At 52.3% G+C, this 22,257-nt stretch carries 17 protein-coding genes and 1 riboswitch; of the genes, 15 read left to right on the top strand and 2 right to left on the bottom strand.

Annotated elements, in window-relative coordinates; all coding sequences use genetic code 11:
- Positions 1 to 128: 128 nt before the first annotated feature.
- From R70723_RS04465 to R70723_RS04510, 10 genes are all read left to right on the top strand, one after another.
- On the top strand, positions 129 to 983 hold the full coding sequence (locus R70723_RS04465; protein WP_039870118.1) for a glycosyltransferase family 2 protein: 855 nt from the start codon (positions 129 to 131) through the stop codon (positions 981 to 983).
- On the top strand, positions 970 to 2,163 hold the full coding sequence (locus tag R70723_RS04470) for a glycosyltransferase family 4 protein (RefSeq protein ID WP_039870120.1): 1,194 nt from the start codon (positions 970 to 972) through the stop codon (positions 2,161 to 2,163). The genes R70723_RS04465 and R70723_RS04470 overlap by 14 nt, the downstream gene beginning before the upstream one ends.
- Positions 2,157 to 3,296, top strand: coding sequence for a glycosyltransferase family 4 protein (locus R70723_RS04475; protein WP_039870122.1), 1,140 nt, complete (start codon positions 2,157 to 2,159; stop codon positions 3,294 to 3,296). Before R70723_RS04470 ends, R70723_RS04475 begins: the two co-directional genes overlap by 7 nt.
- A gap of 45 nt (positions 3,297 to 3,341) precedes the next feature.
- Positions 3,342 to 4,442 carry a glycosyltransferase gene (locus tag R70723_RS04480; protein WP_039870123.1) on the top strand — a complete coding sequence of 367 codons (1,101 nt, stop codon included), beginning with the start codon at positions 3,342 to 3,344 and terminating at the stop codon, positions 4,440 to 4,442.
- A gap of 4 nt (positions 4,443 to 4,446) precedes the next feature.
- The gene (locus R70723_RS04485) at positions 4,447 to 5,784 is read left to right on the top strand and encodes a UDP-glucose dehydrogenase family protein (RefSeq protein ID WP_039870125.1); all 1,338 of its coding nucleotides are present in this window, start codon (positions 4,447 to 4,449) and stop codon (positions 5,782 to 5,784) included.
- Between the two features lie 558 nt (positions 5,785 to 6,342).
- Complete coding sequence (locus R70723_RS04490) at positions 6,343 to 7,716, top strand: sugar phosphate nucleotidyltransferase (protein WP_039870127.1); 1,374 nt, start codon at positions 6,343 to 6,345, stop codon at positions 7,714 to 7,716.
- A gap of 138 nt (positions 7,717 to 7,854) precedes the next feature.
- A riboswitch (cyclic di-GMP riboswitch) is annotated at positions 7,855 to 7,934 on the top strand.
- A 10-nt stretch (positions 7,935 to 7,944) separates the two neighbouring features.
- Positions 7,945 to 10,836, top strand: coding sequence for a PA14 domain-containing protein (locus R70723_RS33895; protein ID WP_081957195.1), 2,892 nt, complete (start codon positions 7,945 to 7,947; stop codon positions 10,834 to 10,836).
- Positions 10,837 to 11,051: 215 nt separating this feature from the next.
- Entirely contained in the window at positions 11,052 to 12,569 is a 1,518-nt protein-coding gene (locus tag R70723_RS04500) for a glycosyl hydrolase (RefSeq protein WP_047171021.1), read from the top strand.
- 31 nt (positions 12,570 to 12,600) lie between these two features.
- A complete protein-coding gene (locus R70723_RS04505) occupies positions 12,601 to 15,291 on the top strand; it encodes a discoidin domain-containing protein (protein ID WP_039870129.1) in 2,691 nt (896 codons plus the stop codon).
- Between the two features lie 325 nt (positions 15,292 to 15,616).
- Positions 15,617 to 16,072 (top strand): Dps family protein, encoded by a 456-nt coding sequence (locus R70723_RS04510; RefSeq protein WP_039870131.1) that lies wholly within the window; start codon positions 15,617 to 15,619, stop codon positions 16,070 to 16,072.
- A 107-nt stretch (positions 16,073 to 16,179) separates the two neighbouring features.
- Here R70723_RS04510 and R70723_RS04515 read toward each other — a convergent pair whose 3' ends face one another.
- Complete coding sequence (locus R70723_RS04515) at positions 16,180 to 16,884, bottom strand: AIM24 family protein (RefSeq protein WP_039870132.1); 705 nt, start codon at positions 16,882 to 16,884, stop codon at positions 16,180 to 16,182.
- Positions 16,885 to 16,927: 43 nt separating this feature from the next.
- Positions 16,928 to 17,455, bottom strand: a complete 528-nt coding sequence (locus R70723_RS04520; protein ID WP_039870134.1) for a coiled-coil domain-containing protein — start codon at positions 17,453 to 17,455, stop codon at positions 16,928 to 16,930.
- 272 nt (positions 17,456 to 17,727) lie between these two features.
- Between R70723_RS04520 and R70723_RS04525 the strand changes: the two genes are divergently transcribed.
- From R70723_RS04525 to modB, 5 genes are all read left to right on the top strand, one after another.
- Complete coding sequence (locus tag R70723_RS04525) at positions 17,728 to 18,414, top strand: M50 family metallopeptidase (protein ID WP_039870136.1); 687 nt, start codon at positions 17,728 to 17,730, stop codon at positions 18,412 to 18,414.
- Between the two features lie 186 nt (positions 18,415 to 18,600).
- Positions 18,601 to 19,251 (top strand): hypothetical protein, encoded by a 651-nt coding sequence (locus R70723_RS04530; protein ID WP_039870137.1) that lies wholly within the window; start codon positions 18,601 to 18,603, stop codon positions 19,249 to 19,251.
- Between the two features lie 256 nt (positions 19,252 to 19,507).
- Complete coding sequence (locus R70723_RS04535; RefSeq protein ID WP_039870139.1) at positions 19,508 to 20,473, top strand: helix-turn-helix transcriptional regulator; 966 nt, start codon at positions 19,508 to 19,510, stop codon at positions 20,471 to 20,473.
- A gap of 220 nt (positions 20,474 to 20,693) precedes the next feature.
- The gene (gene modA / locus R70723_RS04540) at positions 20,694 to 21,482 is read left to right on the top strand and encodes a molybdate ABC transporter substrate-binding protein (RefSeq protein WP_039870141.1); all 789 of its coding nucleotides are present in this window, start codon (positions 20,694 to 20,696) and stop codon (positions 21,480 to 21,482) included.
- 37 nt (positions 21,483 to 21,519) lie between these two features.
- Positions 21,520 to 22,176, top strand: a complete 657-nt coding sequence (gene modB, locus R70723_RS04545) for a molybdate ABC transporter permease subunit (protein ID WP_179088081.1) — start codon at positions 21,520 to 21,522, stop codon at positions 22,174 to 22,176.
- The last annotated feature ends 81 nt before the right edge of the window (positions 22,177 to 22,257 follow it).

Genomic DNA, 22,257 nt, shown 5'->3' on the forward strand with positions numbered 1-22,257 from the left:
TTGTTTTCTAATTCCAACTGCTAACAGCAGCCTGATAAAGAAATTAGAAAACAACAGCGATCGGAAGCCCAAACATTTCCCGCAGCGACGGCACACACCGGACCACCCAAGTAAAGGAGGAGACCTTCATGGATTCAGTAACAAGCGTGCTTGGCAGCCCGGGCAGTTACCCGATATCGGTTGTCATCATTGCTCAGGATGACGAAGTTCGCATATCCAAAGCAATTCAGTCCTGCCGGCCCTTCGCCGACGAGGTAGTTGTAATCGACGGAGGAAGCAAGGACGGGACGGTGCAGCTGGCAGAAAGCCTCGGCTGCCGGGTATACGTCAACCCATGGCCCGGATATGCCAAACAAAGGGAATTCGGAGTGGAACGCGCCGTCCATGATTGGGTCTTCCTGATTGATACCGACGAAGTGGTCAGCGATGAGCTGGCACAGGATATTCTGCAGCGCAAGCCCGGTCTGACGGATCGTGGGGTAGCCTTTTCGCTGTACCGGATCGGTGATTTCCTGGGCAGATGGCTGGATAAAGGAGAGTACCTGGTCCGCCTGTACAACCGCAAGGCGTACGGCATCCGTAACTCTCTGGTGCATGAAATGCCCGAGGTTGAGGAGGAGCGGACGGTTCAGCTGAACGGTGTGCTCTGGCATCAGGGCTTCCGCAGCATCAACGATCATGTGGCCCGCTTCAACAAATACACCGATCTGGAAGCACAGGCTGCGTTCGAGAACGGCAAGCCGTTCAAGCTTAGAAACCTGCTGCTCCGGCCGCCGGCACGCTTCCTGCAGAAGTACTTCCTGCATGGCCTGTTCAAGAAAGGCATTTCCGGATTTGCGGTATCCGTATTCTGGGTGATGTATGAATTCATGGTCGGCTTCAAGCATTACGAATTAACCAGCTCCGGCAGGCTGGCCCGGCATAATGCGCAGGGTCAGGCGGAGAAAGGGAAGAAGGGGGAGAGAAGCTATGCCGTACAGTGACGGACTGAACATTATGACGACCGGCCTCAGCTGGCCTTCGCTGCAGCCCGGCGGGCTTAACACGTATTTCAAATCTGTCTGCGAGCAGCTCTCCACACGCAACCAGGTGCATGCGCTGATCTGCAGCCAGGAGACACCGCCGACTCCCAAGGAACTGATCATCCACAATGCGGGTGATCCGAAGGAGACGATCTGGAAGCGCAAGGATGCCTTCCAGCGCAAAGCGGCTGATCTGATGGGCAGCGGCAGCGGGCGCATCGATATTCTGTACTCGCATTTTGCTCCTTACGGCGTCGGGCCGGCAATTGAGGCAAAGAAGCGGGGCATTCCGGTCATCATGACCTTCCACGGGCCGTGGAATGAAGAGATGAAGATTGAAGGCCAGGGCATCAAGCACCGGGTCAAGACAACCATTGCCAAATCCATCGAACGCAAGGCTTATAAGCTGGCTGATAAATTTATAGTGCTGAGTGAGTACTTCCGCGACACGCTGCATCAGCTGCACGGAGTACCGCTGCACAAGATCGTTGTCATCCCGGGAGCAGCGAATATAGAACGCTTTGTCCCGGCGAATAACCGGCTGGCGGTACGGCGGACGCTGAATTTGCCCGAGGGGGCAACCACCGTTCTGACCGTGCGGCGGCTGATGAACCGCATGGGGCTGCTGCAGCTGCTTGAGGCCTGGAAGCAGGTGTCGGAGCGCTTCCCGAATGCGATTCTGCTGATCGGCGGCAAAGGGCCGCTGCGCGGCGAGCTGGAAGAAAAAATCGCCGATTACGGCCTTAGCAACAAGGTCCGGCTGCTCGGATATATTCCCGATCATCAGCTGGCGTCTTATTACCAGGCCGCTGACATGTTCGTGGTTCCCTCACAGGCGCTGGAGGGCTTCGGGCTGATTACCGTCGAGGCACTGGCTTCCGGGCTGCCGGTTATGGCTACCCCGGTAGGCGGCAACAAGGAGATTCTCCAGGGCTTCCGGCCGGAGCTGCTGTTCAAGAGCGCAGCCAGCGAGGATATGGCGGAGGGCATGATCCATATGCTCAGCAACCGCAAGCTGCTGCCGACCCGGGAGGAATGCCGGGGACATGTGCTGGAGAAGTACACCTGGCAGCATGTCGGTGATCAGGTCGAATCAGTATTTCTGCAGACTTTGGGAAAGGGTGTGGCCGCAGGATGCTAAAAGTCGCCTATATCGATCACACCGCCAAGTGGAGCGGAGGAGAGGTTGCCCTGTTCAACATTCTCACCAACATCGGTGAAAATGTGGAGCCGCTCGTTATTCTGGCCGAAGAGGGTGCACTTGCCGACCGGCTGCGTGAAAAGGGCATTGATGTCCGCGTGATTCCGCTGGATGAGAGCATCCGCAGCCGCGGCCGCAACGCCGTCAATCTCGGTGCTCCGGCTGCAGCCTTCAAGCTGCTGGCTTACGGCAGCAGGCTGGCTCCGCTGCTGAAGCGGGAGAAGGTGGACTGTGTGCATACCAACTCGCTGAAATCAGCGTTTTACGGTGCAGTTGCCGCCAAAAAGGCAGGCGTTCCGCTGATCTGGCATATCCGGGATCATATCGGGGCCCCTTACTTAAAGCCGGTGGTGGCCAAGGCAATCCGGACGATGTCGCGCATGCTGCCGAACGGGGTTATCGCCAATTCGCACTCTACACTGAGCGCCCTTGAGCTGCCCCGGACCAAAAAGACACTTGTTGTCTACTCCGCCTTCGCCAAGGCAATCAGCGAGGGTGTCCGCAGACAGGATCAGAAGGATTTCAACGTGCTGCTGGTCGGACGGCTGGCACACTGGAAAGGCCAGCATGTCGTGCTGGAGGCAGCCAAAGCCTTCAAGCAGGACAGCAGAGTGAAATTCTGGCTGGCCGGTGATGCGCTGTTCGGAGAAGAGGAATACAAACAGGAATTAATCCAGACGATCCGGCAGAATGATCTGACGAATGTCAGCCTGCTGGGCCATGTGGATGACATACAGGGACTAATGCAAAAAGCCGATCTGCTGATTCATACGTCGGTTACGCCTGAGCCGTTCGGCCAGGTTATTGTCGAAGGCATGGCAGCCGGACTGCCGGTTATCGCCTCCAATGAAGGCGGTCCGGTAGAGATCGTAGTGCCGGGTGTAACCGGAATGCTGATCCAGCCCGGAGATGCCGGGATACTCGCGGAGTCCATCACATGGATGCTGGAACATCCCGAGGAGCGCAGAATGATGGCGGAGAACGGAACAAAACGGGTGAAAGAGCATTTTGTCATCGAGAATACCGTCAAGGACATTGTTGATTATTACAAAGGCCTGCTGGCGGCTACCTGATCTTGCTTGATGATGCGGCTCCATAAAACTTTGAGGATGATTTACATGAAAATTGCGATAGCGCACGATTACTTAATCCAAATGGGCGGGGCGGAAAGAGTAGTGGAAGTATTCCACCACATGTATCCGGAGGCTCCGATCTTCACAACCGTGTTTAACGGAAGCCGATTGACCGACAACCTCAAAGACGCGGACATCAGAGCCTCCTGGCTGCAGAAAATTCCGGGAGTGAAGACCAATTTTAAAGGGGTGCTGCCGCTTTATCCGATGGCCATCCGTGATCTGGATTTCAGCGGGTATGATATCGTCCTGAGCTCAAGCAGCGCTTTTATGAAAAGCATTCAGGTACCCGAATCGACGTTCCATCTCTGCTACTGTCATACACCGATGCGTTTTGCCTGGGATTATGACACGTATATGGAGCGGCAAACGAATTCCGGCCTGTTCAAAAGACTGCTGAAGGTCTACATGCAGCGGCTCAAGACCTGGGATCAGCGGACGAGTAAAAATGTCAATCAGTTCGTGGCCAACTCTTCCGTCGTGAAGACGCGGATCCAGAACTATTATCACCGCGATGCGGATATTATCTTCCCGCCGATCAATACGGCGCGGTTCTCCAGCTCCAACTCCATCGGTGACTACTATCTGATCGTCTCGCGGCTTGTATCCTACAAGCGGATTGATCTCGCGGTGGAGGCCTTTAACCGTAACGGGCTGAAGCTGTTCATCGTCGGAGACGGACCGGACCGCAAGCGTCTGGAAGGCATGGCCAAAGGCAATGTATCCTTCCTGGGCCGGCTGGAGGATGCCGAGGTAACTGGGCTGATGTCACAGTGCCGGGCCTTTATTTTCCCGGGAGAAGAGGATTTCGGTATCACGCCGCTGGAGGCGAATGCTGCAGGCAGACCGGTTATTGCTTATCAGGCCGGAGGGGCACTGGATACGATTGTGCCTTATGTGAACGGGGTGTTTTTCCAGCACCAGGAGGTTGACGATTTACTGAAGGCCATAAATGAAGTGGAGTCCTATGCATGGGATATCAGCCGGATTATGGGGCATGCCCGCAAGTTCGACGAACAGGCATTTATGGTGCAATTCAAGCAGTATGTAGAGCAAGCCTACGTTAATTTCCTAAAAGGAGGATGATTGTATGAAGCTGGCAGTTATCGGTACCGGCTATGTCGGTCTTGTATCAGGCGTATGCTTTACGCTGAATGGTAATCATGTGATCTGTGTCGATAAGGATGAGGAGAAAATCAATAAGCTTAACCGCATGGAATCCCCCATCTATGAACCGGGTATTGAGGCATTGATTGAAATGAACCTGCGTGAAGGCAGATTGTCCTTCTCGTCAGATCTTCAGGAGTCGGTACGCCGCTCTGATATCGTTATCCTGGCTGTAGGAACCCCGTCACTGCCGGGCGGTGAAGCCGATCTGCAGTACATCGAAGGGGCGGCTGCTGAAATTGCCGACGCCATGGAGGGCTACAAGATTATCATGACCAAGTCGACGGTTCCGGTCGGCACGAATGAACGAATCCGCAAGCTCATCGCTTCCCGCACCAATCACCCCTTTGATATTGTCTCCGCACCTGAATTCCTGCGTGAAGGCTCCGCGATCCGCGATACCCTGCACCCGGACCGCATCGTTATCGGCCTTGACAATCCGTCGATTGAGCCGGTCATGCGCCAGCTGCATCAGGGCTTCACCGAAAATATTTTTGTAACCGACATCCGCAGTGCGGAAATGATCAAATATGCATCCAATGCATTCCTGGCGACCAAAATCTCCTTCATCAACGAGATCGCCAACATTTGTGAAAAAGTGGGAGCTGACGTGACCATGGTGGCGGAAGGCATGGGGATGGACCGGCGAATCGGCTCCTCGTTCCTGCAGGCCGGCATCGGCTACGGAGGCTCCTGTTTCCCGAAAGATACAAATGCGCTGATCCAGATTGCCGGCAACGTGGACTACGAGTTCAAGCTGCTGAAATCAGTGGTCGAGGTGAACAAGGACCAGCGGTTCATGATTATCTCCAAGCTGCATGAATCGCTCGGCAGCCTGCGCGGCGCCGTAATCGGCATCTGGGGCCTGGCCTTCAAGCCGAACACCGATGATGTCCGCGAGGCTCCGGCCCGCGAGATCGTGGAGGCACTGGTAGCGGAGGGCGCTACAGTGAAGCTGTACGATCCGATCGCCGCCGCCAACTTCCGCGCACAATATGACCATCCGCAGCTGCGCTGGTGCGGTGTGCCGGAGGAGGCTGCTGAGGGCAGCGATGCGATCTGCCTGCTGACCGACTGGTCGCAGTTCAAGGATATCGATCTGCATCACCTGTCCGGCACCATGCGCCGCCAGATCCTGATCGACGGCCGTAACGTGTACTCCAAGGAGCAGATTGAGGGCACTGGGCTGGAGTATCATTCCGTCGGCCGTCCGCAGATGGGCGGGCTTAGCGGATATTCTCCGGTTGCCGGCGCGGTTTAAGCTTTAGGCTTTTAAGCTTTTTGACTTTAAAGGTTGTGCGCTTGTGCGTTCTTATCTCTTTCTTGCATAGCGTAAAACTCTGACATAGCTATAGACCCGATTTTTAGCTCTTAGCTCTTAATCTCTGGACCTTAATCTTTGGCTCTTAATCTTCAGCTGCCGCCCAACCAAGCGGCAATTCCGGATCTTTAGCAGGGAGCCTTCCCTGTTGGGGGAGCATGCTTTGGATGCTTTTGGAATGCTTGGTGAGGCAAGCAAAGATTTTTACAACCAAATTTTATGAAATGGAACGGAGAGGAATTTTGGAGCTGGAGGAGCGAATGCGTCCGCCTTTGTCTTCGGATTTCTACCGCGGCCAGCGGTTCAAATCAGGAAATCCGAAGACAACAGCGGCCGGAAGCCCAAACATTCCTTGCAGTGACTCTCATAAAAGTGCAATCTCTAAAAATCTTGCGCAGCATAAAGAATTTCCGAGGAGCATCAAGATTTCGCTCCCAGAACAAGCTCCCAATAACAATCCGAAATTTTCGCGTCACACATACCAAGGAGGGGTTCCACATGAAACTAGTACTTCTATCAGGCGGCTCAGGTAAACGGCTCTGGCCATTGTCCAATGACTCACGCTCCAAGCAATTTCTGAAGGTACTGGAAAGCCCGGCAGGTGAACCGGAATCCATGGTTCAGCGGGTCTGGAGACAGCTGGAGGAAGCTGGGATGACGGGCTCCTCCTATCTGGCTACGGGCCGCAGCCAGGTGGAATCGATCCAGAGCCAGCTCGGCAGCCATGTGCCGATTATTGTGGAGCCCGAGCGCCGCGATACATTCCCGGCTATTGCGCTTACAGCAGCCTACCTGTATTCTATCGCCGGTGTTTCTCCGGCGGAGACAGTAGCCATCCTGCCTGTCGATCCTTATGTGGAGGCTTCCTTCTTCGACACCGTTGTCCGGCTGGAGCAGACGATGGAGGAGAGCGGCGCAAATCTGGCGCTGATGGGCGTAGTGCCTGAGCATGCGTCAGAGAAATACGGATATATTATTCCTACCAGTGCAGCGCCAGGGGAAGGCGGCTACCTGCAGGTAAGCCACTTCCAGGAAAAGCCTGACCGGGTGCAGGCGGAAGGACTAATCAGCAAAGGGGCCCTTTGGAACTGCGGCGTATTCGCTTTCCGCCTCGGTTATCTGCTTGATATCCTGCAGAGCAAGGGCCTGCCGCTGAATTATGAGGAGCTGCAGAAGCAGTATAAGCTGCTGGCATCCATCAGCTTTGATTATGAAGTGGTGGAAAAAGAGGAGAAAATCGTTGTACAGCCATACGCCGGCTTCTGGAAGGATCTTGGCACATGGAATACGCTGACTGAGGAGATGAGCAGCAATCTGGTCGGCAAAGGGGTAGTAACCTCTGATTCCGAGCGGACCTGCCTGATCAATGAGCTGGACATTCCGATTACAGTAATCGGGGCCAAGGACCTGATCATCGCCGCCAGCCCCGACGGAATTCTCGTCACTCATAAAGCGGAAAGCCCGCGCATCAAGGAAGTACTGAAGTCTCACGAGCAAAGACCGATGTACGAGGAACGCCGCTGGGGCCATTACAAGGTTATCGACTATGTGAAGTATGATGAGGGAAATGAAGTGCTGACGAAGCGGATTTTTATCGAGCAGGGTAAAAATATCAGCTATCAGCTGCACCACAAGCGCAGTGAAATCTGGACCTTTGTCAGCGGGGAAGCAAGCATTGTCATCAATGAAAAAATGCATACGGTAAAAGCGGGCGATGTTGTCCGTATCCCTGAAGGCACTAAGCATGCCATCCTGGCACTGACAGATGTGGAGTTTATAGAGGTGCAGAGCGGCTCGGAGCTGGTGGAGGAGGATAACATCCGGATTACGCTGGACTGGGAGGACATTGAATTGCATCAGTTTATTTCATAGGTCTAATTAATCTATTTAACCAATTGTGAAAAGTGTGAAACGGGTATTTGGAACTATTTATTAAGAGTTCTTCATTTTTGCTATAAACCTACAACTTCATAGAGTCGATACTTACGGTAAGAGGGATAACACCTTCCAAAACGACAAAGGCAAACCTAATCGAAAGATAGGGACGCAAAGCTATAGGGCCTCTCCCAAGTGGCAGCCTGGCTACCGAAAGGAAGATAAATGTTGAAAGCTTACCGTAAGTCTCGTCTGTTGTCTGCCGTATTGTCCGTGGCCGTTTTATTGTCCGCTGTACCTATAGGATTAGGCGTTGCACCGTCAAATGTGCAAGCAGCTTCCGTGACCGGAGCACCAGTGAATGACAATGCTTCAGCAGAGGCGGTTAAGCTGCTGGACAAAATGTACGCAATCTCCGGAAAAGGGATTATTACAGGACAGCATGACTATTTCGAAAGTCCGGATGAGCTCAGCAACAAGCTGAAGGCCACAAGCGGACAGTATGCCGCACTGCACGGCTATGAGCTTGGAGCGATCGGCGGGCAATCAGAGAGTGGAGTAGCTGCACAGCGTAAGAACATTGTATGGAGCGCTACGAACTGGCACAAAACCGGCGGGATCGTAGCAATGACCTTTCACCAGAATCTGCCAGGCACCAAATACGAGTGGGGTAATGTGCAGAAGAATATCACTCAGGCAGAATTCAATAAATATGTAACCCCCGGCACGACTGAATATAATGCCCTGATTGCAGACCTTGACAAAGTAGCCGTTTCTCTCAAAAGCTTGCGTGATGCAGGGGTTCCGATTCTCTGGAGACCTTATCATGAAATGAACGGCGGCTGGTTCTGGTGGGGCAAGAAAAATAATTTTGCTCAATTGTGGAATATCATGTATGACCGTTTCGTCAACGTTCATCAATTAAACAATCTGCTGTGGGTGTGGAATCCGAATGCTCCCAACTCCAATTCTGATCCCTATGAGCTGACTTATCCGGGTGCGGATAAAGTGGATGTGCTTGCAGTAGATATATATAATAACGATTATCTGAACAAATATTACGACAGTCTTCTTAGCCTGGCCGCCGGTAAACCGATTGGTATTGGTGAAAACGGTGAAATGCCGAGCATTGCCAAGCTGAAGCTTTCCCAGCAGAATTATGTATTTATGATGAACTGGGGAAAAATGCTGTATGAAAACAACAGTACGGATACGATCAAAAATTTTATGAATGACAGCTATACCCTGACCCGTGACCAGTATAAGGTATGGGCCGCACCGACAGCGACACCTACACCGACAGTGAAGCCGACGGCTACACCAATGCCTACACCGACAGCTACACCGGTACCGACAGTGCAACCAACAGCTACGCCGGCACCGATAGTGCAGCCGCCGGCAATTCCGGTACCTGCTCCGGATTCAGCAGTGCAGGAGCCGGCAGTTAACGGGCTCAAAGGTGAGTATTATAAGAATATGACGCTTACCGGTACTCCGGCGCTCGTGCGCAATGATGCACAGATTAATTACAGCTGGCGCCAGGGTTCCCCGGATCCTGTAATTCCGGTAGACAGCTTTTCCATCCGCTGGACCGGCCAGATCAAACCGGCCTATAGCGAAACCTACCAGTTTTATACCAACTCGGATGATGGCATCCGTGTCTGGGTTAACGGGACAGCAGTCATCGACAGCTGGATGAAGCAAAGCGGTACCGAGAGAACCGGAAGCATTGCCCTGAAGGCGGGACAGCTGTATGACATCAAGTTGGAATACTACGAGAATGCCGGCGATGCCAGTGTTCGTCTAATGTGGCAAAGTGCAAGCCAGCCGAAGGTTGTTGTTCCTGCAAGTGCATTGTTTGTAAAGAGTGCGGCTGTCAGCCAGCCGGCAGCGGCCGCACCAGCACCGGCAGCAACGCCTGCACCAACACCGGTACCAACACCAACACCAACACCAACACCAACACCAACACCAACACCAGTACCAACAGCAACGCCTGCACCGACCCCGGTTTCTGTACCTACAGAAGCTCCGGTACAGGCTGCCAAGCCGGGCCTGACTGAGGATTCAGCATTGCAGGAGCCTGCAGTGAACGGACTAACCGGAGAATATTTCAAGAATATGACGCTGTCCGGCACTCCGGTGCTTGTACGTAATGATGCACAGCTGAACTTCAGCTGGCGGCAGGGCTCTCCTGATCCTGTAGTTCCGGTTGACGGCTTTTCGGTCCGCTGGAGCGGTCTGATCAAGCCGGCCTACAGTGAAACTTATCAGATTGTTACAAATTCCGATGACGGCATCCGTGTCTGGGTTAACGGTACATCAGTGATTGACAGCTGGGTGAAGCAGAGCGGCACTGAGCGTACCGGCAGCATTGCCCTGCAGGCAGGACAGCAGTATGACATTAAAGTGGAATACTATGAAAATGCCGGTGATGCCAGCGCCCGCCTGATGTGGCAGAGCCCGAGCCAGCCGAAGGTTGTTGTTCCTGCAAGTGCGTTGTTTGTGAAGAACGCAGCTGCAAGCCAGCCGGCAGCGCCGGCACCAACACCAGTACCAACAGCAACACCAACAGCGGCACCGACGCCAACAGCAACGCCAGCACCAACACCAACAGTAGTACCAACACCAGCACCAACACCAGCACCAACACCAGTACCAACAGCAACGCCAGCACCCGCAGTTAACGGGCTGCAGGCTGAATACTTCAATAATATTCAGCTGAGCGGTACTCCGGCACTGGTGAGAACGGATGCTGTACTCGATTTCAACTGGCGTCAGGGTACACCGGATGAAGCAATCGGCATTGATTTCTTCTCCGTCCGCTGGAGCGGAAAGATTAAGCCGCTGTACAGTGAAACCTACAATATTTACACCACATCAGATGACGGCATCCGCGTCTGGGTTGATGGCAACATGATCATCGACAGCTGGGTGAAGCAGAGCGGAACCGAACGCGTAGGAAGCATCAGCCTGCAAGCCGGGCAATTATATGATATTAAAGTGGAATATTATGAAAACCAGGGGGATGCTAAGGCCAAGCTGATGTGGGAGAGTGCCAGCCAGAGTAAGTCGGCTGTTCCTGCAAGTGCCTTATTCCTGCCTTCCGCTTCCTGATCAGGCAACATAACGTGTTCAACTGAATTCACCGCCGTCACTGATGCTGGTAAAGCCGTTACAATACTACATCCTCAAAGACCACCTTATGGGCCCTGCTTACCGGCAGGGCTACTAGGCTATAGTCCTCATCCGGATGCTACTTTAGGATGCTTCTGCCAAGGAAGCTGTCCCGTGCACCTGTGCGGCTATGCGGTTGGAGAAAGGAGATAACATTGAACACTTACCGCAAGTACCGGCTGTATACTACTATTCTGCCTATTATCTTTATCCTTTCTTTGCTGCCCTGGTCCGAGGTGCGCAGTCTTCCGGTTGTCCATACCCCGGTTGCCCCGGCAGCAGATATTACTCCCATTAATCCCAAAGCTTCCCGTGAAGCGGAGGAACTGCTGGATTATCTCATCGGCCTGAGCGGCAACGGTCTGATCTCCGGGCAGCATGATTATCTGGAGAGCCCAGATGAGTTCAATGAGAAGCTGAAGAAAATCAGCGGAGAATCCGCCGTGCTGCATGGCTATGAGCTCGGGGCGATCGGTAATCAGAAGAAATCCCTTATAGCCCAGCAGCGCCAGTGGGTTACGGACAGTGCAATCCGCTGGCATGAAGGCGGAGGCATTGTAGCCATGACCTTCCATCAGAATCTGCCCGGAACTTCCGATGAATGGAAAAACGTGCATATGGGGCTCAGCCAGGAGAAATTTGATGCTTATGTAACTCCAGGCACGGCGCAATATAAGAAGCTGATTGCTGATATCGACGAAATTGCCGTCTATCTGGAGCAGCTGCAGGATGCCGGAGTTCCAGTGCTGTGGCGGCCCTATCATGAAATGAACGGGGGCTGGTTCTGGTGGGGGCAGAAGGATAATTTTGCCGAGCTCTGGGACATTATGTACAACCGTCTAACCCTCACGCACGGGCTGAACAATTTACTGTGGGTATGGAATCCCAACGCGCCTAATGATTCCTCTGACGCCTATGATCCTTATTTTCCCGGCATAGATAAAGTGGATGTTCTGGCCGCAGATATTTACAACGACGATTTCAAGCAATCCTACTATGACAAGCTGCTGAAGCTGGCGGAAGGGAAGCCGATTGGAATCGGAGAGAGCGGAGAGCTTCCAGACCCTGTAACATTGTCTCAAACCCAAAGTAAATGGGTATATACGATGACATGGGGGAAAATGCTGACGGAGAACAATAATCTCCAGGAAATTACCAGCTTTATGAACAACAAATACATTGTTTCCAGGAATGATTATATTGTTGATCTGGCCAGCAAGGTGACGACACCGGCAGCGAAGCAGACCAAAGGCTTAAGAGCGCAGTATTTCAATAATAAGGATCTATCCGGCGGTGCCGAGCTTATCCGCAATGACAGCAGGATCGATTTCAACTGGCATCAGAATTCCCCTGCAGTCGGAATTAACAAGGACCTTTTTTCAGTCCGCTGGACCGGAACCATCAAGCCTTTGTACAGTGAAAAATACACCTTTATCTCCTCCTCGGATGATGGCGTCCGCGTCTGGATCGGAGGCAGGCTGATCATCGACAGCTGGAAGAAGCAGAGCGGTGACAGCCGGGAGGGCAGCATTCTGCTGACAGCAGGAACCCCTTATGACATCAAAGTAGAGTATTATGAGGACCACGGTAATGCAAGCATCGGTTTGCAATGGAAGAGCGCCAGCCAGAAGCAGGGGGTTATTCCCCAGAGCGCATTGACTCCTCCGAAGTAAGCTAATCCCGGAAGAAAGCGAGGACAAGGGAATGAGGACCAGAAATAAGAAGAAAAAAACCATTAAACCTCTTCATCTACTGCTTAAATTCGCAGCCTTAGCTGTCTTGTTTCTAGTGTCTGTTTCTGTCTTCGGAGAGGACGGTACCAAGCAGGGCGAGGTAGAAGTAGATATGACCAAGCTGTCATCAGCAAGTGATGCAGGACCTGAACTGCCTGAGGGTTCTGTGCTGTGGCAGCTGGGCCGTCAGGATGGCTCGTCAGCGGAATTCGCGGCAGCCGGCTCTGCAGGTGTCCAGGCCGCTTACACTGTTTCTTCCTCTTCTGCCAAGTCGGCCACGAATCTCCAGAGCGTGCCTTCGGGACTTAGGGGAGATACCAATCCTGAGCTGAGCATTACGTATAATCTGAATAAGATCCCGGAGAACGGGGTCTTATTTCGCGTAAGCATTATCGACGCCTACAAATCGGTCCCGCAAATGAGTGTTTTCTCCAACCGCCAGCTGTCCGGCATTATCCAGATTGCAGGAGTAGCCGGCACAGACAGCGAGTACAGCTTCCGCAAAGCCTATGAGCTCTATATTCCAAAAGAGCAGCTGGTGGAAGGCAGCAATGAGCTGAAGCTGCAGGCAACACGCGGTATTTATTCATCCAAGACGGAGGATAAATACAACTGGTGGACCTGGGATGCGCTTAGCCTGGAATCCTTAAATACTCCGATTCAGGAGCCGATTCACGGCAGCTACACACTGACCGGCACGATGGTCAACAATAAACAGTTTTATTTTGATGAAGGAGCCGTCAGTCATCTTCCTTATATTATGAAATGGCTCGGCGTGGCCTACAGCGGCAATATTATGCGCACCAGCTGTGCCAGCGACGTCGGCCGTTCCTGCTCTAACATGGGAGATTACTACAAGGTGCTTAAGGATTACAATATGCAGTCGGTAGCCTTGTACCTGTATACGGGGGATATCAAGCTGAATGCCGACGGCTCGCTGCCGGCGGATGCCGAGAAGAAGCTTACGGATTACTTTGAGCAATACAGCCCTTACTTCCAATATTATGAGGTGGATAACGAGCCGGGGCTGTTTAACCGTTCCAAAGCGGTCAATCTGGCCGTTGCCGACTGGCTGAATACAAAGGGCAAGACCATTGCCCCGCACCTGCAGACTGTGGCGCCCGGCTGGGCCTACTGGCCGGAGTACAGCACAGATTCCTGCGGCAATCAGAAGGGAACGCTCAAGCAGTGCGGCGATCCCGACGGCTGGGAGCGTGATCCCGCCCAGCGTAACGAATTGGAAGAGGTTACGGATTTGACCAACGGGCACTCCTATGGGGAATCCTATATTTTTAGCGACGGGGGCAGCTTCACCGAAAATCTTAAAACCTTCGGCGGAGCGGCAGACGGACTGAGCAAGCAAATGCTGACCACTGAGTTCGGCACTTCGGACTCGCATACCGATGCTCACCAGTATGGCGCTTCCGAGCCGACGGCAGCAGTGTTTGACCGGATCATGCGCGCCCATATCGGCTATGCGGATATGTTTGTGCAGCATGCCGCCTTTTTCAAAAATTTCAGCCTGTTCAAATATGGCTTCAATCTGGAAGAGCATGATCCGGCCAAGACGGAAATCTACTATACGAAGGAAAATGAGGAATCCCGGGTCAGCATCATGCGCAGATTGAGCCTTGCTTATGCCACACACGGAGCACCTTTGACCTATCAGATTAGCAACAAGGATCAGCTGGCCGACAAGCTGGTGTATGTCCGGGCTGTAGATACCTCTGCACTTGCGCCTCTGGCCGGTACCGGGGCTACTTCCAACAAGGTGCTGGTCAATTTCGTCAACTTTGAGGATACGGAGCAGACGGTAACGGTGAAGGTTACTATGCCGGAAAAAACAGTCTACGAAGGCGAGCGTTACGGCAATGGGGATACCTATGAGACAGCACGCAGTTATGTATCCGGTAAAAATGCGGCGCCTGAGCTTGAGTTCACAGAGACGCTGGCACCGGGAGAGGCGGTCCAGTATATTCTGGAGCCCTCTTCCGAGGTAGCGGATGCAGCACCTCAGGGCTTCAAGGCGGCAGCGGTCAAGGGGCTGTCCATGAAGCTAAGCTGGCTGGAGGCTCCCGGGGCAAGCTATGAAGTGCTCCGGGCCGACGGCTCCGGCGGGGATATGAAGGTTATAGCAACGAATGTGCAGAGCACCGGCTATACAGACAGTAAGTTGCAGGAAGGCACGCTTTATACTTATGCAGTAAGGGTTACCGGATCGCGTCTTCAGTCGGACACCGCGCAGATTACGGCTACAGGCCTGGTGCCGCTGGACCGTTCTGAATGGAAGGTCTCTTCCAACGTCAGCACCAGCGTATCCAATCCTGGAGGTGCCATTGACGGAGACCGGCGTACACGCTGGGATACCGGCAAGCATCAGGCATCAGGGGAATATTTTCAGATTGATCTCGGCAAAGCCCATACGGTTGAGGCTGTAGAGCTCGATTATACCTTATCCTCCTATGATTATCCCCGCGGCTATGAGCTATACGTTTCAGATGATGCAAAGAACTGGAAACGGGCGGCCAGCGGTAAAGGCCAGCTCAGCATGACCCGGATCAGCTTTCCTCAATTAAAGACGCGTTATATCAAAATTCTGCAGACAGGAGCCGGGGGGAATTACTGGTCCATTCAGGAACTGCAGGTATACTCAAGAGAATAGGGTACAGGAGGCAGCTTTCTGCATTCCTGTGAAGGGACCCCGCCGCTGCCGGCAGGGTTTTTTGCTGTGCATAGGAAGGCGGGATTTGCACATTCTACATTTGTGTCAGATTTTATCCCGCTGCCAGGTGATTTATGTCAATATGGCTATGATTTGCTGATTGTGATACAAATAACAGGCTTCTCATAACAGGTATGCTAGAATTTGCAGCAGCAAAAACGTAAAGCACCTTGCAAAACAGCATATCTTTGTGTTATATTGTATATAGATTTAGAACGAGTCTAAATACAATAACAAATAATTAAACTATAGGAGGCTGTTTAGAATGAGTACCCATGTCAATAACCAGACCGAACTGCACGCCGCATTGAACCGCCAGACTGCAAACTGGACACTGCTTGGAGTGAAGCTGCATCATTATCACTGGTATGTGAGCGGAGCACAGTTTTTCACCCTGCATGCCAAATTTGAAGAGCTCTATACTGAGGCTGCTACCTATGTGGATGATCTGGCTGAACGTCTGCTCGCTATCGGCGGTAAGCCGGCCTCTTCAATGACCCAATACCTGGCCCTCTCCGAGCTGAAGGAAGCAGCCGGCGGTGAGAGCGCGAAGGATATGGTGGCCCAGCTGATTAAGGACTTTGCACAGGTATCCGAGGAGCTTAAGAGTGCAATTTCCGCAGCGGAGGAGCTTAGCGACCAGCCGACAGCTGATCTTCTGATCGGAATCAGAACCAGCGTTGAGAAGAACGCCTGGATGCTGAATGCCTATCTGGCTTAATAATAACAGCCTGATGAAAAATAGCTGATGCTGCCTTGCCCCTGTGCAGGCTGCTGGAGCGTTAAAGTGCCCGTGCGATAACCGCACGGGCACTTTTGGTATACAGCTTATTTAATGAATACGCCGCCGAACGGCAGCGCCTCGCGCAAAAAGCGCTTGATGATGCCGTCCTCGTCATTCTCACGTTCAAAGCGGCGGCTCTGGCGTCCTGCCTGGAACAGCACCGGCCCGTGGCCGGTCATTTTCCAGTGGTAGCTCATGTGCTGGCTGGCCAGATGGTTTCCGTAGACGGTCAGCTCAAGCCTGGCGTTCTCAGGATAGGCAATAATACTGCCTGCATCCACATATAGCGGCTCAGTGGGGTGAAGCTCTGCCTCACAGACTGTTCCTTCGGTAAGAATGCCGATGCTGCCGTGGCCGGCAAATTTCACCTTTACTACATCACGGGTTACCAGCATGTTCTTCATGCTCAGCACCCGGGTCTGCATCGAAATTCCGTTGCTGTAAAAGAACAGATGCCTGAAATCATAGAGCAGGTCACTTTTGCCCTCGAGCTGCAAGGTTTTTACCCGGTAGCCCGGCGGCAGGGCCGCAACGAATCTGCAGGGCCCGGACAGGTCCGAACGGATCAGCTTGCGCTTGCGGTACATCCCCTTGACATCCATCAGCCGGTCTGCCCGTCCGGAAGAAGGGCCCTGATAGGCGATAATCTGCTGGGGATGCAGGACATGGATTTCTTCATTCTCCCCGACTGTAAAAGCGACGGCTTGTCCGCTGCCGCTGTCGCCTTCATCCTGGATGTCGATGTTCATCATGCATACTCCTTCCTATTTTAAATGCTATTGCCGTGCAGCTTCAGCGCAGCCGGTCACGCAGGCTGTCCCCTTTTCTGGAGCGGTGGCGCATTGTAAAGCGCAGCAGCCGGATGATTACAAAGTAGCCGAGAACAAGGGCGATTCCGGTAATAAACGTAACCTTAATCCGGTTATAATAATTTTCGCGCTCGGTGCGGTCATTTTTTAGCTCATCCACAACCAGGCTAAGCTGGCGGTTCTGCTCCTGCAGCGCTTCATTCTGGGCCTGATAGGTCTGCATCTGCTCCAGGGTCTGGCCCAGCTGGGTCTGTGTTTCCCCCAATGCGTCAACAGTCTGCCCCAGCTGATCCTTAGTCTGCTGCAGCTCTTCAACCGTATCCTGATAATTCTGCTGCAGCCTGTTCACTTCGCCGGGCAGCTCTGAAAAATTCTGCAATCCATTATATAAATCACTGAAATAATTGGCCTTTGCGGTTTGAGCCGGCAGGTAGACGGAAATACCGAGCAGCAGCAGAGCCGATAACGACAGTTTTTTCCATGCTCGGGTGAGCCGTGTTTTGCTGTTCATATCATTCACCACCTGTAATAGGTTCGTACTGCTAATAGTTTAGCATAGAGAGGGATATATAGGCACTTTTGATCGAAGTGTGGCAGCATTTGGCGTAATAATAGGGCAAATGCTGCACTATTATATAGGAACATAGCGGTTTAAGCATTTTTACCCCTGCGCTGCCGGACGTAACCAAAGAGTAATACCGTAATGGAGCGGGGCTGGTTTCATTTTGGCTTTCCATGCAGCGGATAATTAACGTATACTGTGAACGGGGAGGGGCTGATCGTATGAATAAATGGCTGAAAACATTGCTGTTTCTCGCAGGCTCTGCGCTTTTGACACGTCTGATTCCGTTCTCATCGGTGTTCCGTAATCTGGACACCATGTTTCATGAATTCGGGCATGCGCTGGTTACCCTGCTGCTCTCAGGAAAAGTGCTGAGGATTGAGCTGTACGCTGACCATAGCGGTGTAACCTATTCGGCGGTGGAAGCAGGCTGGAGGCCGGTGCTGGTATCGCTGTCAGGGTATCCGCTCGCTTCGCTTTTTGCCCTGCTGCTGTTTTATCTGTATGCCAGAGGGCGTGAACGGTGGGGGCTGCTGTTATCCTCGCTGGTCGCACTGATTATGCTTGCGCTGTATGTCAGGGGCGGCTTCGGCATGCTCTGGCTGGGCGGGTTCATTGCCCTCAATCTTGCTATGCTGTACCTCTGGCCCAAGGCAGGCAAATACTATTATCTGTTTTTGGCCTTCCTGACACTGGAAGAGTCGGTGCTGGGAACGCTATTCCTGTTCTCCGCTTCGCTGCTGTCCCCTTCAAGAGCCGGGGATGCTGCAAATCTGGCGGGACTGACGTTTTTGCCGGCAGTTTTCTGGGCCGCGTTCTTTGTTCTTTTTTCATTATTCTGTGCAAAATGGTCGCTTGGCTATTTTTTCAGGAGCGAGGGGATGCGCAGCTACAGGAAAAGCCGGTGAGGGGGCAGAGGAATTTCGTCATTTTTAGACAAAAGGGCATGTTTTCATAAAGAGGCAATCTGCTTTTAAGTAGAGTGGCTCTTTTTTTGTCGATAATATAGAGGCGAACATATATTCCATGACAAGGAGTTGTCCGCCATTATTGGTACATTAATAGAAGAACCAAAAAAAGAAAGAGGTGGAAATATGCAAGCAAGTATCCAGCCCATATTTACATGGAGCCGAAGCCGGATTTTTGCCGGGAATTCCCGGAATTTAATATTGCTTGTGGAATGGAAAGGCCTGTCCCAGGGAGAGGAGGCGCGCAAAAAAAGCCGTAAGGTGGTAGCACGGGAAATCGAGCTTCGCATCTGGCTGGAGTCTCATTTAACCTTTATCGGAGCCCATGGCTGTACCGCTGAAGCCGGTGAAGGAAGATCGCTGCTGCTCAGGCTGGGCAAAATCCACTCCGGTGCCCGCAAATTTATCTGTCTGGAGTTCGAAACGAAGGGCATGCCTGCCGGAATCCACGAGGCGCTCTGGCTGCAATGGCAGTACAAGCAGCCGCCGGTGGAACGGATCAGGGAGCTGCCGCTGCAAAAGCTGGGACTGGAGTATTCGCATCATACCGATGTGCTGGCTATGGAAGGCAGCTTCCATGTCGAGAAGCATCTGGAGCTGCTGAAGATGATTAGGGTGCTGGAGGAGGCATCATCGTTCCACAATCGCAGCAATGATCCGGTGCTGGCGGAGAGAATCCGCAGACAGGCGGATAAGCTGCTGCTGCTGGCAGCACGCTCAGGTGATATGCAGCTTGTGAAGGAAGCGGAAGTGCTGTATAAGCGGCTTGAGGCATAGCCTGCTGCTGATGGCGTTAATGGGGATAACGAAGCATCAGGGCTGTGAGCGGGAAAAAATTGCGATACATACATAATGGAGAACCCGTCGTTAAAGGCTGCTTCACAGATTATGCATTATATAAATGTGGTAATGTAGTAAAATAGTTCTATTATCTTTTTGTGACTCGGTTATTAGATTCTCATTCATGGATAAATATAACTAATTTATATAAAATAATGGGTCTATTTTACCATATATCAAGGGGAACTGAAAAATGACAGACCGATTAATCCGGCTGATGCGCATCATCACGTTAGTGCAGGCCAAACCTGGGATTCTGGCGCGTGAGCTGGCAGAACGCTGCGGTAACAGCGAAAGAACGATCTATCGGGATATGGATGCGCTCAGCGCCATGCACATCCCGATCACCCACTTGGGGCATGGGAAGGGATACGCTTTTATCGGTAATTTTGCATTGTACCCTTTGGATCTGACAGATGCTGAGGCGGCCGCCTTTTCACAGCTGCGCAAAGTTATGAAGGACATCAAGCCTTTGCTGCCGACGGAATTTGAAACGGCCTATGAAAAAATAATGGCTGCACAATATAAGCGAAATGCGGAAAGGGAAGAAACGATGGAAAGTACAAAAAAGGAATCCAGGCAGCCCGGGACGGACTGGAATAGGGTGCAGCTGGAGCAGCCGGCTTTTCTTACAGAAATATTATCTGCTGTGATGAAGCAGCGGAGCGTGCAGGCAGACTACATGGAGAACGGGAGGGAGGAGCAGGGGATAAGGATTGATCCCTACTGCTTAGTTCCGCTGGAGAGCCGGATGTATCTGATCGGTGCCTGCCACCGGTTCGGGAGAATCCGCGCTTTTCACATTAACGGCTTCTCCAAGGTGAATCTGCTCGATAACTGGTTTTCCAAGGAACGCTTTGACCTGCAGGCCTTCATGTCCCAGAAATGGAGCCTGAATCAGGACAGTGTGCAGGTTGAATTCAGAATACGGTTCTCGGACAGGATGATGGAGCGGCTGAAGTATGAAGAGCTTCTGGTGAAGCCGAGCAGGGTGGACAGGCAGAACGGCTGCATGCATTTTAAGGTGGCTATTGAGGAGGATATCGCTTTTGTCCGCTGGCTGATGAGGTTTGAAGAGGAGGCGGAGATTCTGGAGCCGTATTATTACAGGGATGTGCTCAGATATCATATGGAGCAATGGCTGGTTCTCTACAGATAATCCGGAACGGGCAGGAATAACCCTGTCCTGTCTTGGATTTTTAAGCCGGGTATACACATTCCAGAGCTTCACTGGGGGCATTTGACCTTTGTTCAATTTCAATACATATACTATTTATGTCTAAATATAAACAAACATAACTAAACATATAGTAAAGTGGAATAGTATATGCTAGAATTACATCAAAATATATTAGATGTAATTCGGGGAGGAATTGGGCATGCTCAAATTCAGGAAATTAGCGGCAGTGATGATGTCTGTATTGCTGGCAACAGGGGTATCGGCTGCAGCGGGCAGCCAGGCCGAGGCAGCAGTCAAGAAGACAGAAATAATCGTATCCGCAGCAGCCAGCCTGCAGGACAGCCTGGACAAAATCGCAGTTCAGTATGAGAAGCAGCACCCTGACATTGACCTTGTGTTCAACTATGGAGCTTCCGGCACGCTGCAGAAGCAGATTGAACAAGGGGCACCGGCCGACCTGTTCTTCTCTGCCGGAGATAAGCAGATGAAGGCACTGGTTGACGGCGGGCTTATCTCGGAGAATAAGCAGCTTTTAATGAACCAGCTCGTACTGGTTGTTCCTTCTAACTCGCAGACGAAAATTACAACTATTACACAGCTTACTGATAAAGCCTTTAAGAAGGTAGCCGTCGGCCAGCCCGAGTCCGTACCTGCCGGCCAGTACGCCCAGCAGTCATTGACGGCCAAGAAGGTATGGGATACACTGCAAAGCAAGCTGGTCTTTGCCAAGGATGTCCGCCAGGTCCTTTCCTATGTAGAGACAGGTAATGCTGATGCAGGCTTCGTATATAAGACAGATGCCCTGACCTCTAAGAAGGTGAAGATCGCGCTTACTGTAGGCGGACATGTACATAAGGCCATCAACTACCCTGTAGGCATTGTTAAGGAATCTGATCATCAGGCAGAAGCGAAGGCCTTCTATAATTATGTTCAGACAAAGACAGCGGGCAGCGTCTTTACAAGCTACGGCTTCTCGCTGGCTAACTAATACCGAATGAAGATAAGCGGGGTGGAAGCGGGTGGAGATTAACTGGACTGAATTTTTCGCCCCTGTCTGGCTTTCCGTCAAAATTGCTGTCATTACCAGCATTATTGTATTTATTCTGGCTTCCTGGGCGGCTAAGCTGATGGCAGGCCGGAAATTTCCCGGCTACAGTCTGCTGGAGACTGTATTGATGCTGCCGCTTGTCCTGCCGCCGACGGTAGTCGGCTTTGTGCTTCTGGTCATTCTGGGGCGCAGGAGCTGGATCGGTGAGCTGTACGAGCGGCTTACGGAGCAGACTATACTGTTTACATGGGGAGCAGCGGTTATAGCTGCGGTAGTGGTTGCATTTCCGCTGGTCTACCGGACAGTCAAGGCCGGCTTTGAGGAAGTGGATAAGGATATTGAGGATGCTGCACGTGCCCAGGGGGCCAGCGAGCTGCAGGTGCTGCGCTATGTGACCCTGCCGCTGGCGGGCCGTGCGCTGTCTGCCGGGTTCGTGCTGGGCTTTGCCCGGGGGCTTGGGGAGTTCGGGGCTACTATTATGGTGGCCGGAAATATACCGGGGCGGACCCAGACTGTGCCGACGGCTATTTATGTTGCCGTTGACGGCGGCAATATGACGCTTGCCTGGATGTGGGTCTGTTCCATTATTATTATTTCTGCGCTTATGCTGATGTTTGTGAACCGCCGTTCCTGAACGGCGGAAGCGTACAGCTGCAGACTAAAAACTCCGGCTTCGCCTGTTCATTCAGGAAGAGCCGGAGTTTTGTCTGTGCAG

Origin of the sequence: Paenibacillus sp. FSL R7-0273, from assembly GCF_000758625.1 — a bacterium.
Classification (GTDB): Bacteria; Bacillota; Bacilli; order Paenibacillales; family Paenibacillaceae; genus Paenibacillus_AQ.

Bases quoted from the DNA above. Each gene is read 5' to 3' on its own strand.
- R70723_RS04465 (WP_039870118.1), top strand. From the start codon at position 129: ATGGATTCAGTAACAAGCGTGCTTGGCAGCCCGGGCAGTTACCCGATA.
- R70723_RS04470 (WP_039870120.1), top strand. From the start codon at position 970: ATGCCGTACAGTGACGGACTGAACATTATGACGACCGGCCTCAGCTGG.
- R70723_RS04475 (WP_039870122.1), top strand. From the start codon at position 2,157: ATGCTAAAAGTCGCCTATATCGATCACACCGCCAAGTGGAGCGGAGGA.
- R70723_RS04480 (WP_039870123.1), top strand. From the start codon at position 3,342: ATGAAAATTGCGATAGCGCACGATTACTTAATCCAAATGGGCGGGGCG.
- R70723_RS04485 (WP_039870125.1), top strand. From the start codon at position 4,447: ATGAAGCTGGCAGTTATCGGTACCGGCTATGTCGGTCTTGTATCAGGC.
- R70723_RS04490 (WP_039870127.1), top strand. From the start codon at position 6,343: ATGAAACTAGTACTTCTATCAGGCGGCTCAGGTAAACGGCTCTGGCCA.
- R70723_RS33895 (WP_081957195.1), top strand. From the start codon at position 7,945: ATGTTGAAAGCTTACCGTAAGTCTCGTCTGTTGTCTGCCGTATTGTCC.
- R70723_RS04505 (WP_039870129.1), top strand. From the start codon at position 12,601: ATGAGGACCAGAAATAAGAAGAAAAAAACCATTAAACCTCTTCATCTA.
- R70723_RS04510 (WP_039870131.1), top strand. From the start codon at position 15,617: ATGAGTACCCATGTCAATAACCAGACCGAACTGCACGCCGCATTGAAC.
- R70723_RS04515 (WP_039870132.1), bottom strand. From the start codon at position 16,884: ATGAACATCGACATCCAGGATGAAGGCGACAGCGGCAGCGGACAAGCC.
- R70723_RS04520 (WP_039870134.1), bottom strand. From the start codon at position 17,455: ATGAACAGCAAAACACGGCTCACCCGAGCATGGAAAAAACTGTCGTTA.
- R70723_RS04525 (WP_039870136.1), top strand. From the start codon at position 17,728: ATGAATAAATGGCTGAAAACATTGCTGTTTCTCGCAGGCTCTGCGCTT.
- R70723_RS04530 (WP_039870137.1), top strand. From the start codon at position 18,601: ATGCAAGCAAGTATCCAGCCCATATTTACATGGAGCCGAAGCCGGATT.
- R70723_RS04535 (WP_039870139.1), top strand. From the start codon at position 19,508: ATGACAGACCGATTAATCCGGCTGATGCGCATCATCACGTTAGTGCAG.
- modA (WP_039870141.1), top strand. From the start codon at position 20,694: ATGCTCAAATTCAGGAAATTAGCGGCAGTGATGATGTCTGTATTGCTG.